General features: G+C 64.1%; 11 protein-coding genes. 7 read left to right on the top strand and 4 right to left on the bottom strand.

What is annotated here, in order from left to right:
- Both QZ307_RS08550 and QZ307_RS08555 read right to left on the bottom strand, forming a co-directional pair.
- On the bottom strand, positions 1-1697 hold a 1697-nt coding region (locus QZ307_RS08550; protein WP_295998635.1), incomplete at its 3' end, for a helix-turn-helix transcriptional regulator.
- Positions 1698-1843: 146 nt separating this feature from the next.
- Complete coding sequence (locus QZ307_RS08555; RefSeq protein ID WP_295998639.1) at positions 1844-2359, bottom strand: hypothetical protein; 516 nt, start codon at positions 2357-2359, stop codon at positions 1844-1846.
- Positions 2360-2699: 340 nt separating this feature from the next.
- Between QZ307_RS08555 and QZ307_RS08560 the strand changes: the two genes are divergently transcribed.
- A complete protein-coding gene (locus QZ307_RS08560; RefSeq protein ID WP_295998641.1) occupies positions 2700-3530 on the top strand; it encodes a hypothetical protein in 831 nt (276 codons plus the stop codon).
- A 3-nt stretch (positions 3531-3533) separates the two neighbouring features.
- Entirely contained in the window at positions 3534-4250 is a 717-nt protein-coding gene (locus QZ307_RS08565; RefSeq protein WP_295998644.1) for a molecular chaperone, read from the top strand.
- Positions 4251-4847: 597 nt separating this feature from the next.
- Here the strand turns inward: QZ307_RS08565 and QZ307_RS08570 are convergent.
- Complete coding sequence (locus QZ307_RS08570; protein WP_295998647.1) at positions 4848-6806, bottom strand: UvrD-helicase domain-containing protein; 1959 nt, start codon at positions 6804-6806, stop codon at positions 4848-4850.
- A 9-nt stretch (positions 6807-6815) separates the two neighbouring features.
- The gene (locus QZ307_RS08575) at positions 6816-7769 is read right to left on the bottom strand and encodes a hypothetical protein (RefSeq protein WP_295998649.1); all 954 of its coding nucleotides are present in this window, start codon (positions 7767-7769) and stop codon (positions 6816-6818) included.
- Between the two features lie 333 nt (positions 7770-8102).
- On the opposite strand from QZ307_RS08575, the gene QZ307_RS08580 reads away from it, so the two are divergent.
- The 5 genes from QZ307_RS08580 to QZ307_RS08600 form a co-directional block, all read left to right on the top strand.
- Positions 8103-11690, top strand: a complete 3588-nt coding sequence (locus tag QZ307_RS08580) for a molybdopterin dinucleotide binding domain-containing protein (RefSeq protein ID WP_295998652.1) — start codon at positions 8103-8105, stop codon at positions 11688-11690.
- 18 nt (positions 11691-11708) lie between these two features.
- Positions 11709-12368 carry a 4Fe-4S dicluster domain-containing protein gene (locus tag QZ307_RS08585; protein ID WP_275206209.1) on the top strand — a complete coding sequence of 220 codons (660 nt, stop codon included), beginning with the start codon at positions 11709-11711 and terminating at the stop codon, positions 12366-12368.
- A gap of 6 nt (positions 12369-12374) precedes the next feature.
- Positions 12375-13286 carry a DmsC/YnfH family molybdoenzyme membrane anchor subunit gene (locus QZ307_RS08590; protein WP_295998657.1) on the top strand — a complete coding sequence of 304 codons (912 nt, stop codon included), beginning with the start codon at positions 12375-12377 and terminating at the stop codon, positions 13284-13286.
- 378 nt (positions 13287-13664) lie between these two features.
- The gene (locus QZ307_RS08595) at positions 13665-14375 is read left to right on the top strand and encodes a 4Fe-4S dicluster domain-containing protein (RefSeq protein WP_295998659.1); all 711 of its coding nucleotides are present in this window, start codon (positions 13665-13667) and stop codon (positions 14373-14375) included.
- 10 nt (positions 14376-14385) lie between these two features.
- Positions 14386-14764, top strand: a 379-nt coding sequence (locus QZ307_RS08600) for a 4Fe-4S binding protein (RefSeq protein WP_295998662.1), incomplete at its 3' end; no start/stop codon positions are given.

A 14764-nucleotide genomic window follows, 5' to 3' on the forward strand; every position in this document is an offset into this window, starting at 1 on the left:
TCGGAAATGTAGAGCTGCTGCTGGATGAACGAGGACTTGTAGCCGCGGGCCAGGTAGTACATCACCTCGTTTTCGCGGCGGGACAGCAGATAGGTGTTGGCCACGGCCTCGCAGCGCTCGCGGAAGTGATCGCGCTCGATCTGACTCTCCTCCGGCAGCGGCGTCTCCTCGCTGGGCTCTTCGGCGAAGATGGAGCGCGAGAAGTCCATGCGGGGTCGGCTGGTGGCCGGTGCCGGGGAGGCCTCCTCGAAGAAGCTGGTCTCTTCCTCGACGGGGCTGTTCTCCGACGGCGAAGCGGCGGATTGCTCATCCCTGGAAGTGCTCTCCGATTCCCCGGGCGCGCCTTCTGCTGCATCCTTCGCAGCAACGAGGCTTTGTCCTACAACAAGCGTCTCGCCCTCGTTCACCACAATAAGCGGGGTGCGCGAAATGTTGTGCACGGCGGCTGCCTTGTGCGGGTCGACGGTGACGATGGAAGCCATCTCGCGCTCGTCGGGCAGCAGGGTGTAGGCCAGCATCATAGCGATGATGACGACGAACACCACGCCGGCCTCGCCGAAGGCGTTGGACAGAGGGAGGGCTTCGCTGAACAGCGGCAAGGTGGAGCCGCCCAAGGCCGCCAGGGCCATCACGCCGCGACCCAAACCGCAGACGAAAATGGGGGAGAGGCGGAAGCGCTGGGCCAGTTCGGCGAAGAAGATCCACATGAGCGCTTCGAAAGTCATGTAGCCCACCAGCACAATGGAGGTGCCCCAGATGCCGTCGTCGCCGGCGGCGAAGGGGATGAACACGGCCGTGACGGCAATAAAGGGAATGAGCGGGCGGAAGAAGGTGTGCCAGCGCTCATCGCCGCCCAGGGCCAGGAAGGTGACCATGATGAGTACCATGGCGCAGCAAGCGGTCAGGAACAGGATGGCCTGGTCCTCAAAGCCCGTGCCGGGCAAGATGGTCTCAATGGAGGTTTGGCGCAGGATGCCCAGGGCCACGCCGAGGAAGAACACCGGCAGCCCGAAGCGCAGCACGAACCGGGCATGGTTGATGGGCAGTGGCTGAAAGGCCAGTCGACGGTTGTCGAAGTCCAGGCTCACATGGGTGCGCAGCACCAGTAAGAGCGCCAGCTCGCAGACGGGCAGAAGGGCGCTGGCCACGCCGCCCAGCGGGTAGGGAATTTGGTGCAGGAACAGGCCGTACACGCCGAAGCCAATGGCAATGGACAGGGCGCCGTTGATGACGATGGACGCCGAGTCCTGGCGGGCGAACATGATGCCCCAGGCAATAAGCAGCACCGATGACCCCGCGCCGGTGAGTATGCCCGAGAGGGCCTGAATCATGCCTAGTGTGAAGAACGAGTCTTCGGGCAGCAGCAGCATGAGGGTGCCCAAGGCGCCCAGGGCTGCCGCGCCGCCCAGGGCCGCCGCCGAATGGAAGAAGCGAATGAGTTTGGTGTCCAGGGCGCTGGCCACCAGCAGTAGTACGCCATAGACCAGGATGGAAACGAAGTAGGCCAGGGAAAGGTGGTCGTTGAAGGGGCCGGCCTGTAAAACATTCGACCCGAAGATACCGCCCTTGTCGAACATGGAGCTGTAGATCCAGGTCTGGTGAAGACCGTAGCCCAGCGATATAAGGCTCAGCTCGCCGAACGAGCTGCTCTCTTTAAAGTCGAGGTTAATGGTGATGCGCGGAACGTGCAGCCCCATGAATCCCCCCTTGCGTCTCCCTCTTCGTCGCTCTTGACAGCGAGTTAAGAATTATAGAAGCCCTCTTAAACTCGGGTCAAGGTATGCGCTCCCCTGATGCAAAAGAGCCCGCCGCTGGTCGACGGCGGGCTCTTGCGGCGGCAACCTTACTTGGTCACCTTGATCACCACGTTGTCGTAGCGATCGAGTGTGGTGCTGCCGTCACCCTTCGAAGAAGCGGTGTAGGCGTCGCCCACGTTCTGGGACGTGGCGGCGTAGGCGCCTTCCGCGTCCTTGTAGGTCTGGGCCTCGCCCGTGGCGTACACGCTGATTTCAGCGTTGTAGCCGTTGGCGGCCAGGTAATCAGCAATGTTCTGGACATCGTAGTTGTGAATGGCGTCCAGACCATTCTGATCCTCGCTGGAGATGATGCCCTCGGTGAGGACAACATCGGCCGTGCTGCCCGCCGGAACGAACATCAGGTCGGAGTGAACGTCGCCTCCGACGGCGGTCTCGTCGACCACCGTGAAGATCTCGTAGGTACCCAAACCGTCAGACGAATCCGACACGCTGTCGTCGTGCACATAGTAGAAACCGTAGGCCGGGACAGCGATCAGGGCCGCACAAAGGCAGGCCAGAACCGCGATGGCAAGAACCTTCTTGCCGAATGCTGCGTTGGTCATAAGTGCTCCCTTTTCGTGGTCGCCCCGCAGATTTGCAACGCAAGGCCATTATGGCGCGCGTGCGCGAAACGTCAAGGTCAAAACCCCTGTTCCAGCCCGTAATCATCCTGGGAAAAGGGAGAAATCATCATCCCAGGATGATGTTTGAAAACCCAAGACAGACCTCAAGGTATGACCGCGCCCCCACGGCCGTTTCTAAAATGGATGGCGAAGAGGATAGGAAGCGCTGACGCCTGCCGACCCGCGTCGGAGGCGAAGAGCCGAGGAGACGGATCTTCACCAAGAAGCAGGCCCTAGGAGAGGCCCGGGCGCAGCGCGCTACTGGAAAGAGAGGAACCTTATGGCACTTCCTGCAACGGGTTCTCCGAAGGAAAGCACCCTCGAGGTGCTCGCCTTCGATGACGAATTCGATCCCCTGGCCGTTGACGACTTGGACATCGATCAGGAGTGGATGGACGACGACAACCCCTACGACACCATCGATTTCCCCACCCTGCGCAATATGCCCGAGACCGTGCATCACGAGCCGGTGTACTCGCCGGAGCGCCAGGGCAGCGCCACCGAGGCGCTGCGCGCGCTCATCACGCGCAACCCGAACCGTCGCCCCGTGCTCCTGAACATCGTGGGGCTCTGCGAGGGCGGTTGCGCCTCGAGCGTCATCTCCGAGAAGGTGGACGAGTGGCAGCGCGACAACCGCTCGGTGTACGCCCCCATGACGTTCTGCCGCATGTTGGAGCGCGCTGGCGCCCTGACCCTGGAAATGCCCGCCACCACCGAAGAGCAGGAAGTGGCCGAAGAGGGCATCACCTACCTGGAGATCAAGGAGACGGTGGACCCCATCTGGCACGCCACGGAAGAGGCCCTGGCTCTGCGCGAGGAATACCTGGCGGGGACGCAGTTCCGCCGTGTGGTGCTGGAGGCTGAGGAATTCCGCTACGCCGAGGTGTACGAGGCCATCATGAGCGCCCTGGCCGACGGCGGCCGCTCGGTGAAGGACGTCGAGGAGATGGTGAAGGAGTTTCCCATCTGCCAGTCGCCGCGCCGCTTCGGTCAGCACTTCATCGACGTGCTGGAGGACACCGATTGCGCCGCTTGGGGAGGCACCGCGTGGAACCTGACTGATCTGGGCGCCAAGATGCTCGCCGAGCTGCAGGCGCAGAAGGAGGCATAGACCATGACTGAGACGATGACGGCGCCCCCCGAGGCTGTTGAAGAGGTAGACCTCGTCGAGTTGATGAACAAGCGTGCCCAGGGCTACGGCATGCTGGCCCGCCTGTTCCGTGAGGAAGTGGACATGGCCACGCTGCGCGAGCTGCAGGGCATGCGCTTTCCCCAGGCCACGGGCAATGCAACGGTGGACGAGGGCTATCATCAGCTGTTCGATTACCTGAAGCGCGCCTGGGACGATTCCGTGACCGAGTTGGCTATCGACTACGTGAGCACGTTCATCGGCCATGGCGTGAACGGCTATTCGGCCGCCTACCCCTACGAGAGCGTGTACACCTCCGAGCGTCGTTTGCTGATGCAGGAGGCGCGCGCCGAGGTGCTGGCCACCCTGCGCGAGAACGAGCTGAAGCGCGGCGACTGGAACGAAGCCGAGGATCATATTGCTCTTGAGCTGGAGTTCATGCAGCGCATGGCCTTGCGCTGCGCCGAGGCTTTGGCCGACAACGCCGAGGACGAGGCCATTGCCTACGTGCGCACCTCGTATGACTTCTTGGAGAACCACTTGATCAACTGGGTTCCCATGCTGGTGACCGACATGCGCCTCCATGCGCGCACCCTGTTCTATCAGGGCCTCGGCCAGCTGACGCTGGGCACCATCCAGGAAGACGAGGCTGTGCTGCGCGAGCTGCTCGACTCCGTTGTCGAGGAGCCCGCGGCCGCCTAAAGCGGCGCGTCCTCGGTGCGTCCCTCGCGCGTGGTGTTCCGTCTGCGTACGGGCTTGCGGGTAAGTTGAGCCCACGTCTGCGTACGGGCTTTCGCCCGCGTTGGGCCTGCGCTTGGGCTCGAAGCGGCATGCCCCGCAGACGCCCTTATTTCACCAACTCTTTTCTTCCCCTCCTTCCCTTAGACCCTGCTCCTTTTCCCCTCCCGGAGCAGGGTCACTCTGTATTTGGGGCTCTTTTGCCGGGAAATGGCTGGAAAGCAACGATTTTGGACGGGAAAGCCCCGAATTGGCTTCCGGCATGGTGTTTTTGGCTTCGAAACAGCGGATTTGGAACGCCCTTTCGCGAAAACAGTTCCAAAACCGCCATTCCGAAGCCAAAAGCGCTCCCCGGCAACCGTGTTTGGGGTGCTGCTGTTCCAAACTCGCCACTTTGAAGCCAAAAACACCATGCGGATGTGTTCATGGGCTCAAGAGAGATGCGCGATTGCGTCGGGGCGACTTCGAAACCATGCTTGCGCGAGGGAAGGGACAGACGAAAAAGCGCCGGGCGCCCCATTTGGGCGCCCGGCGCTGGCGGCTAACGTATGAAAGGGCGTGCTAGTCGATGCCCAGATCGGCGAGGACAGCTTGGCCGCCCAGGGTGATGGGGGCACAGGCGCCGGCTTCCTCGATGAAGCAGGTGGGGCGCAGGGTGGCCATGCGGCGGCCATCTTCCATGCGCACACGCTGCACCTGCATCTTGGTGCGCTCGGCCAGCTCCAAGTCCGCCTTGCTGAAGGTGGAGAACATAAGCGTTGAGGCGGCTTTGCCGGCGGCGCTCATAAAGGCGCGGCGGCCGGCACCCATCACGCGGGCGCGATCCTCGTCGGTGGACACTACCTCGAAGGCGTCGCGGGCCGGCATCAGACCGTCCACGCAGCCCGCGGCGTACACGGCCTCGTAGGAGCAGCCGCACATCTGCTCGTAGGAGCTGATGTGCACGGCGCGGGCGCTGTCGTTATGGGTGGGGTCGAATTGACCGGCGCGCACCAGGGCGAACAGGGCCGCCGCGTCCTCATCGCCCACCAGCTGCTGGGCCAGGGCGGCGTACTCGCGCAGGCCCTCGGCGCCCACGGCCTTCAGCAGGCTGTGGCCCTTGCGGCCGGCGTTCTGCTCGATAAGCCGCCGGCCCTCGTTATAGCGCTCGGCCAACTTGGCACCGCGGGCAAAGGGCTCGCCCTCGCCCGCAGCCAGGGCGCGGCTGGCCTCGGCCAGGGCCTCCAGGGGCGTGGCGTTGCGCTCCTCGCACCAGTCCAGCAGGGCGCGCCAACCGTCGGACATGGTCAGGTAGTTGCCGAAGCCTACCCAGGCGCGCCAGGCGGCTACGTCTTCAGGGCAAGCTACCAGGTTCAGCGCGGTGTAGGCCATCATGGCGCGGGCGCGGTCGAAAGAGCGCGGGTCGCCCCCCAGACGCTCGAAGCCCAGGCATGATACGGAAAAGCCGCGGCGCTCCAGCATCTGGGCAAAGGCCTGGGCCCACTGCTTGTTGGGCGCCACCAGGCAGGTGGTGTCGCGCACGGCGTCGGCGTCGTCCTGGGCCTGGGCGAACAGATAGCGGGTAAGGCCGTTGAATTCCTCATCGGGGGTGTTCCACTTCACCGTGGCAATGTCGCGGATGGCGCCCGTGCGCTCATCGGCGGTCACGGCATCGTCCATGCCCTCGGCCGCGCACAGCGCATCGCAGAAGGCGGTAATATTCGGGTTGCCGAAAGCCTCTTCCAGGGTGAACACCGTCACGTCGCGGCGCAGCGTGTCGAAGGTGATGAATCCCTCGGGGGCGGGGAAGCGCGTGGCCACGGACAGGGTCTCGTTGGGGTTGCCGGCAACGATGACCTGGTCGCGAGCAAGCAGGCAGAGGCACGTTTGCTGGGCGACGGACAAATTCTGGAAGTCATCGGCCAGCACCACGGCAAAGCGTTGGCGGGCCTGAGCGCCGGCCTCGCTTTGCAGGTACTGCCCGCATACGAAGGCCGCTTCGGCCTCCAAGACAGCGCCCGAGGCGTCCAACAGCTGATGGGCCAGGTTGAGCGCTTGCTCCTCATCGCCGGGCACCACCCAGTCGGCCTCGGGGGCCAGGGCACTCCACTGCTGCTGGAAGCGGTTGAGCACCGAGCGCAGGCGGCGCACTGGCTGACCCAAAGTCTTCATGTCCTCCAGGAAGAAGTTGTACTCGAAGGGCGCCAGCACACGGGCCGTGCGACCCGTGGCGGCCTGCGCCTCGGGCGTGGCCAGGACGGCCAGGCAGGCGTTCTGGGCCGTGGCGATGGTCAGGCGCGCTGCCGTGGCCTGGGGTTCGGCCACGCCGGCCGCCTCTAGGGCGCGCACGGCGCGCAAGCGGGCCCGCCGGGCAGCCTCGGCGGTGGAGACGGCCAGCAGGATGTCCTCGGGGGCGGTGCCGGCGGCTACGCAAGCGGCGGCGCGGCGTACCAGCGCCTCGGTCTTCCCCGAGCGCACAGGACCCGTCACCTTGGCCATACGGCCGTCAAAGGCGGCAATCTGGTTCATTACGTCGGTCATAACCGCCTCCTAGTTCTCGGCCAGCTGGCCGGTGCGGGCATCGAAATCGCGGGTAGAGCCGTCGGCATAGGTGACGGTCCACTGGTCGAAGGTCAGCGAGAAATCGGGGTCGGGCAGGGCGTACTTCTTCTGAATGTCCTCGCCCAGGTGCGCCTCTTCGGCAATGCGCTCGGCGATGATTTCCTCGGCAGTCTTTTCCGACTCACCGCGCTCGACCGCTTCCATGTCCTGGCGAATGCGGGCCTGAATGACCAGGTCGCTGGCTTCCTCTTCGGCAGCAGCCGCTTGCTGGGCCTCGGCCACCAGGGCCGGCGAGGCCATGAACGAGGCAGCGGCGGCCTCTTCGGCGGCAGCGGCTTCGGCGGCGCGGGCCTCTTCAGCAGCGCGGGCGGCTTCCTCTTCGGCCAGCTTGCGCGCGGCCAGGGCGGCCATGCCCGCGGTGTACTGGTCTTCGTAGGAGGCAGCGGAGGGCAGCGTCACCATAACCACGTCCTCGCCCAGGCGCCCCTCGTTCAGGGCGGCGCGCACGCGGCTCACCCAGACGCTGTCCGCCGGGTCAATGCCGCAGGAGGAGTCGAGGCGCAGGCGCACGCGCAGGCGACCGCCCTGCAACTCTACTTCCAGCCAGGTGAAGATCAGCTCGGGGGTGCCCTCTTCGCGCTGACGGCGGTTGAAGATCTTCATTTGGTTCTCAACGGCGTGGACTTGATTGAGCAGCCAGTGCTCGACGTAGTCGTTCCACAGCTCGTCGGCGCCCTCCACGGTGCTGTCCAAGTATTCGCGGGCACCGACACGCACGGTCATGCGCATGGTGTTTTCGGGATCGCCGTTGCCCTCATGGGTGCGCACCACCGGCGTGCCCAGATACGAATAGCAGCGGTCGATTTCCAGGCGCAGATCGTGGGTCACCTGACGTTCGTCCAAGTCGAGCAGCAGGGCCAGGGAGGGATGGGGCTTAGCCATCGGGGTCTCCTTTCGTTTGGGCTGCAGCGGTTTCTCTCGGGCCGCCACAGCGCCTCCTATCCTCTTCGCCTACCAGTATAGAAACGGCTCTATCTGGGAAATCATCCCGTCAAGATGACCTTGCGGATGATTGCACCGACCCTGAATCCCCCTCCTCTTATGATTCCGCTTTCTTTCGGGACCGTAACATTTCTCACCGTTAGGCAACAAAACATCGGAGGCGCCCGACCGCAAGGCTCTGGCCATTCCCTCCAACCCTCGGTCGAGGAGCGAGCGATCGGATGCTTCCGGTGTTTTGTTGAAAAGCAATCTATTGAGAGAGAGGAGGGACCCATGGCTAAACTTTCACTGACTCGTCGCAGCTTCCTGAAGGCCGCTGCTGTCACGGGCGCCGCGAGCACGCTGAGCTTTGCTGCTGCTCCTTCGGCGGCTTTGGCCGAGGGCGTCGACGAATCAGCTGGTGAGGTCAAGCGCATCCGTTCCTGCTGCCGCGCATGCGGTAAGTGCGAATGCGGTGTGTGGGTCACCGTGCAGGACAACAAGGTCATCAAGGTTGAGGGTGACGAGTCCAACGCACATAGCCGCGGTCACTGCTGCGCCAAGTCGCAGTCGTCCATGCTGGCTCTGTATCATCCGGACCGTCTGCGCTACACCATGAAGCGCACCAATCCCAAGGGCGAGGACGATCCCGGTTGGGTCCGCGTCAGCTTCGCCGACGCTATGGACGAGGTGGGCGCCAAGTACAACGAGATCATCGACAAGTACGAGGGCAAGGCCATCTTCTCCATGGGTGGTACGTCCCGCGTGTGGGCCCAGCCGCCCTACGGCACTCTGAAGTCCGTGTTCGGCACCCACAACTTCCACTCGGCCTACGAGATCTGCAAGGGCCCCCGTCACTTCGGCGGTGTTCTGACCGACGAGAAGGGCTCGCCGTGGATGGAGGTGGAGCAGGGCCCCATCGTGTACGTGCAGTGGGGTACCGCTTCCGAGTACTCTAACTACGACTCCACCAACCGTACCGTGGTTGACTGCTCGCAGCGCGCGTTCAAGCACATTCTGGTCGACCCCCGCATGAGCCCCCTGGGCAAGGAGGCCGATCTGTGGCTGCCCATCCGCGTCGGCACTGACCTGTGCCTGTCGCTGGGCTGGCTGAAGTGGATTGTGGACAACGACGCCTACGACAAGAACTTCGTGAAGCGTTGGTCCAACGGCCCCTTCCTGTACAACCCCGAGGCTGACGGCAAGACCTACAAGGGCTACTTCCTGGAGATGAACGGCGGCATTCACATGAACAGCCGTCTGCTCACCGAGGCCGACCTGGACCGCGAGTGGGTGTCCCAGTACTGGGAGCCGGCTCCGGCCGAGTACAGCTATCGTCGCTTCATCTGCTGGGACGCTGCCAACGAGAAGCCGACGTACTGGGATGCCGAGGAGTGCCAGTGGGAGGGCGAGAAGCACAAGATCCCGACCACCGGTACCTGGATCGAGCACCCCTACAAGCCCATCATTGCCGACGCGTGGCTGCCCGACCCCTCCAAGTTCGCCGACCCGGCCGACCCGGCCTATGACGCCTACTGGACCGGCAAGGGCAACGAGAAGGGCAAGAAGTCGAACCCGAAGGGCCTGCCGAAGGATCCGGAGCTCTGGCCCGACGGCGTGCAGGTGAAGCTGGCCGATGGCAAGATGATCGAGGCCAAGTCCGTGTGGCAGGAGTGGGAGCACAACCTGGAGGAGTACACGCTCGACTACGTGTCCCAGGTGACCGAGGTGCCCGCTGAGAAGATCGAAGAGGGCATCCGCATCTACACCACGCGCCTGAACCCGCTGCACGGCAACGGCGGCATCCACTACCAGCTGGCTCCCGACCAGACCGGCCACGCGGTGCAGAACACCCGCGCCCTGCAGCTGATTGCCTGCCTGACCGGCAACTCCGACGAGCCCGCCGGCAACCGCGGCTCCTCGAAGGCCCAGGTTGACGGCTGCTGCGGCCGCGCCAACATGCTGGTGACCGACCACGAGCCCGTCGACTGGGGCATCCGCGAGGGCATCGGCACCATGGAGCTGGGCAACACCCCGCGCGACCTGACCGTGGAGCAGCAGATTCCGCTCATCCAGAACTTCGTGAAGTATCTGCAGGACGAGAACTCTCCGCTCATGGAGCGCTACGGCAACCACATCCCCACCGATGAGGAAGCCCGCATCATCGCCATGCGCAAGGGCGGCGACTACAAGAACTCCCGCTCCTTCCCCGGCTTGAAGACCCCGTTCGAGGCCAACGAGGATCAGATTTCCGCCGAGCGCTTCCCGCTGCTGCGTTTCTGGAACTCCTGGACCGACGCTTCCTCCATCTGGGACGCTATCCGCGAGATCGACTCTCCCTACAAGCTGCACGGCGGCGTGTGCATGTCCGGCGACTTCATGAACCAGTCGAACCTGCTGGAGGCCTGGGACGCTCTGACCCAGCTGGACTTCTGGGTTGACATCAACCTGTGGTCCTGCCCCAACAACGGCTGCGCCGACTACGTGTTCCCCTGCCTGCACTGGCTGGAGGTCAACACCGGCCGCGTGTCTCAGGGCGCCGGCGGCATCTTCGGTGCCGGCCAGCGCTGCGTCGAGCCGATCGGCGACTGCACCTACGACCCCACCTGGGTGGTGTGCCTGCACAAGTCCATGGGCGTGCCGTTCAACGACCGCGACAAGGACTACGACGAGTGGCTGAACCTCGACTACCACGACTTCGTCCAGAACGGCGGCTCCGTGGGCTACGAGGAGCAGGAGTACCGCGTGCTGAAGGACGCCACCGACTGGTGGAAGACCGAGGAGTTCCCGGACGGTCCCGACTTCCCGCAGTTCGCTGCGAAGTTCCAGGAAGAGGGCTGGTTCGACTGCCGCAAGTGGCATCCCGAGCGCTGGGGCACCTATCGCCGTTGGGAGATGGGCTACCGTCGTCAGCAGGCCGGCTACAACCTGTACGCCGCCGTGGACGAGAAGTGCGCCTTCGGTACCCCCACGGGCAAGGTGGAGATCTGGTCGACCATCTGCGAGTCCTACATCGGCGATGAGACGAAGACCTTTGCCGAGGTGTGCTCGCCCGATCGTGCCGCCTATGCCGGCGACATTCCGGACATCGACAAGTTCCCGCACTGGTTCGAGCCGAAGAACTCGCGCGTCCAGGCTCCCGAGCTCTACGACGCCGCCCAGGTGGACAGCTACAGCTACAACAGCGACAACTACCTGAACAAGCCCTATCACGGCATCGCCGGCGTGGGCAACGGCACCGCCACCGACAACGGTGACACTGACAACCTGGAAGCCTACAAGCAGGCCGTGAAGGACAACCCGGAGGCCACCTTCATCTGCACTTCCGGCGCCCGCCAGCCTGTCTACTTCCACTCCGAGCACCGTCAGCTGCCCTGGTGCCGCGAGCTGTGGCCGTCCCCGCGCTTCGAGATGAACCCGAAGGACGCTGCCAAGCTGGGTCTGGAGCAGGGCGACTGGGTATGGGTGCGCACGCCTTGGGGCGCTATCCGCGAGGTCGTGGACTTGTACTACGGCATCAAGGAAGGCACCACCAACGCCAACCATGCCTGGTGGTACCCCGAGATGGACCACTCCGCCCATGGCTTCGAGCTGGTCGGCATCAACTGCACCATGGACAAGTACGCCCAGTGCTGGATTTGCGGTGCTTCTCAGCTGCGCGGCAACCCCGTGGTGGTCTACAAGGCCACTGAGGAGAACTCGCCGTTCGGCAACCCCGTGCCGTGCGATCCGTGGGGCAACGAGGCCATCACCAACGCCAACGACCCGCGTCTGAAGGAATGGCTGGCCAACGATCCGCGCCTGGAGGACTCCAAGGTGGAGCTCACCTACGCCAGCGCCGATGCCAAGGGCCTGCAGACCATCAGCCTGGTCAAGGAATAAAGGAAGGAGGAGTAAGCAATGTCCAATCTTGCAATCATCACGGACCTGAACCGCTGCACGGGCTGCCTCGCCTGCACCGTGGCCTGCAAGGCCATCAACGGCGTCGACGTGGGCAACTTCTGGATCAAGACCCTGCGCGTCGGTCCCCACCCCATCGAGGGCGGCTCCGGCACCTACCCGGACGTGGAGATGTACTTCCTCCCCGTTCAGTGCCAGCACTGCGAGAACCCCGAGTGTGTGCGCGTATGCCCCACCGAGGCCTCGCACGTGGCCGAGGACGGCACCATCCAGATCGACAAGGATAAGTGCATCGGCTGCCAGTTCTGCGCCATGGCCTGCCCCTACGGCGTTCGCTATCTGAATCAGACCGAGCGCGTCGTGGAGAAGTGCACCCTGTGCGAGCAGCGCACCAGCCAGGGCGAGCTGCCCCAGTGCGTGGCCCAGTGCGGCGCCCGCGCCCGCTTCTTCGGCGACCTGGACAACGGTGTCGAGAACTTCGAGGGCCCGGCCCATCCCGACAGCCCCGGCTGCGGCTACGACGACATGACCAAGACTCGCGTGAAGCTGAAGGATTACGTGGAGGCCTTCACCGAGAACGATATTCACCACCTCACCGACAAGGGCAACGCTCCCAAGCTGATGTACCTGTTGCGCGAGGGCCGAAAGTGGAGGGAGTAACTACCGATGGAAATCCAATGGCCCTTGATTCTCTTCACCTTCTTTAATTGCCTGGCTGGCGGCATCTTCCTGATGCAGGGCATTCTGACGCTGGCCGGCAAGGGCAAGTCGATGCAGCTGGCCTCGTGCGCGAGCGCCATCGTGGCCCTGGCCGTGGGCGGCCTGGCGGTGTTCTTTCATCTCCAGCACCCCCTGCGCATGCTGAACGGCTTCGGCCACATCACGTCCGGCATCACCATCGAGCTGATTGCCGTGATCGTGTTCGCCATCGCGGTCATCCTGTACTTCCTGATGATGCGCCGCTCCGAGGAGGGCGTGGCCCCCAAATGGTGCGCCGTGCTGGCTGTGATCGTGTCGCTGCTGCTGCCGTTCCTCACCGGTGACTCGTACCTGATGAGCGCCATTCCCGTGTGGGACACCATGCTGCTGCCCCTGTACTACGTGGTGGCCACGGTGATGCTGGGCGGTCTGGCCGCCATGGTCATCGCCGCTGCCACGAAGGCCGAGGACGCGGTGAAGCTGTCCGCCACGGTTGCCTTCATCGGCAGCCTGGCCACCCTGGCCGTGACGCTCATCTACGCCGTGACCATTTCCGGCATGGGCGAGCACTTCACCGAGATGGAGTACTACTTCGACCCGACGCTGCCCGACGTGGCCATGCGCCAGGCCGAGCAGGTGACCGCCGCCATTATGGTGGGCGAGCACGCCGTGGCCTTCTGGCTGGGCGCCATCGTGGTGGGCTGCGTGGTTCCCGCCGTGCTGTCCTTCCTGGCCATGTCCGGCAAGATTGCCGCCGACAAGACCATGGTGCTGGCCATTGTGGCTCTGGTGTGCGCCATTATTGGCACCCTGGTGTGGCGCGTGCTGCTCTACGAAGTAGCCGTGAACGCCCTCATCCAGTTCCAGTGGGCCCTGTAGCCCGTAGGTAACGCAAGAGGACGCCGTCTCTGGTCGGTCGGCGTCCTCTTTGAGAAGAACTGAGAACAGAGCGGGTCATCTGTAAGAAGCCCCGCAGGCAACGCAAGCCCGCTCTGTCTTCCTTGTTCCGCTCGCCCTGACGGGACGAGCGGACGAGCCGACGCTGCGCGACTCTGACGCATTTCATCTTGCCCCTTGTTTGGGGCACGGCGTGACCGAAGGTCACTTGGCCCCAAGGCGGGGCAATCTGAAACGCCTCAGAGCCGCTCGCTGACTTCCTTGGGCGCACTCTGCATTTGATTCTCTGGAGCCGTTTTTATAGAAAAAGGGTTCGAGAGGCTCAAATTCCGAAATTGCTTTTTTGAAGAGGAGGCTTTGATGAAGGAAGAGAAGAAGGCCGAGCCCACGATGGAGACCGTGGACGCCGCCGAGGCCAAGCGCGAGCCCAAGGGGGGCATCACGCGCCGCGGCCTGTTCATCGGCGTCGGATCCACGGTGGCGCTGCTGGGCCTGGGCGGTCTGCGCTATGCCGGCCACAACCCGCTGAACCACCCGCCGGGAGGCCAGGACGAGGCCCATCTGGTCAGCGCCTGCATTCGCTGCGAGCGCTGCTACGAGGCGTGCCCTCGTCAGGTCATTGTGCCGGCGAAGATCGAGGACGGTCTTTTGGGTATGCGCGCCCCCATGCTCGACTTCAATACGGGCAATTACTGCGATTTCTGCTACGAGGAGAACGGCGGCGTGCCCCTGTGCGTGCAGGTGTGCCCCACGGCCGCCCTGGAGCTTCCGGCCGATGCCCAGGTGGGCAACGCCGAGACCGGCGAGACGGGCAACGTCATCATCGGCCTGGCCGAGATCGACCCCCGCACCTGCCTGGCCTACCGCCTGACCGGCTGCCGCGATTGCTATGACGCCTGCAACTACGGCGCCATCGAGCTGAAGGACGAGGGCGGCGCGAACCCCATCCCCTACGTGGTGGAGGATCGCTGCAACGGTTGCGGCGCCTGCCAGGCCGTGTGCCTGTCGCTGTCGTCCGGTTCTATCAAGTCCAGCGAGCGCGCCATTGTCGTGCGCCCCATCGAGGCCTAAGGGAGGCGTTATGACTGCTCAGAAGAACAACGAGACGCTGACCGCCTCGACGGCCGAGGCAACGGCGAAGAAGAGCGCGGCGAAGGGCAACGACGCCAAGCTGAAGACGCGCAAGCTGCGCACCGCCGTGGGCGCGGTGGGGTTCGTCGGCTTGACTGCGGGCCTCATTGCCGGCGTGAGCACCGGCACCCTTTCGGGCTTTGGCTGGGATACGTTCTCGCTCTTGTGCCCGCTGGGTGCCCTGGGCACCATGATTGCCACGAAGACCATGCTGCCCCGCGCCGTAGTGTCGCTGCTGCTCATCGCGGCCCTCGTGCTCATCTTCGGCCGTGCGTTCTGCTCGTGGCTGTGCCCCACCATGCTCATCGACCGCATCCGCGACTTCTTCC

The sequence above is a fragment of the uncultured Adlercreutzia sp. genome, from assembly GCA_910585575.1.
In the GTDB taxonomy this organism is placed as follows: Bacteria; Actinomycetota; Coriobacteriia; order Coriobacteriales; family Eggerthellaceae; genus Adlercreutzia.

Coding starts and splice junctions, on each gene's coding strand:
- QZ307_RS08555 (WP_295998639.1), bottom strand. CDS start 2,359: ATGACCAACGCAGCATTCGGCAAGAAGGTTCTTGCCATCGCGGTTCTG.
- QZ307_RS08560 (WP_295998641.1), top strand. CDS start 2,700: ATGGCACTTCCTGCAACGGGTTCTCCGAAGGAAAGCACCCTCGAGGTG.
- QZ307_RS08565 (WP_295998644.1), top strand. CDS start 3,534: ATGACTGAGACGATGACGGCGCCCCCCGAGGCTGTTGAAGAGGTAGAC.
- QZ307_RS08570 (WP_295998647.1), bottom strand. CDS start 6,806: ATGACCGACGTAATGAACCAGATTGCCGCCTTTGACGGCCGTATGGCC.
- QZ307_RS08575 (WP_295998649.1), bottom strand. CDS start 7,769: ATGGCTAAGCCCCATCCCTCCCTGGCCCTGCTGCTCGACTTGGACGAA.
- QZ307_RS08580 (WP_295998652.1), top strand. CDS start 8,103: ATGGCTAAACTTTCACTGACTCGTCGCAGCTTCCTGAAGGCCGCTGCT.
- QZ307_RS08585 (WP_275206209.1), top strand. CDS start 11,709: ATGTCCAATCTTGCAATCATCACGGACCTGAACCGCTGCACGGGCTGC.
- QZ307_RS08590 (WP_295998657.1), top strand. CDS start 12,375: ATGGAAATCCAATGGCCCTTGATTCTCTTCACCTTCTTTAATTGCCTG.
- QZ307_RS08595 (WP_295998659.1), top strand. CDS start 13,665: ATGAAGGAAGAGAAGAAGGCCGAGCCCACGATGGAGACCGTGGACGCC.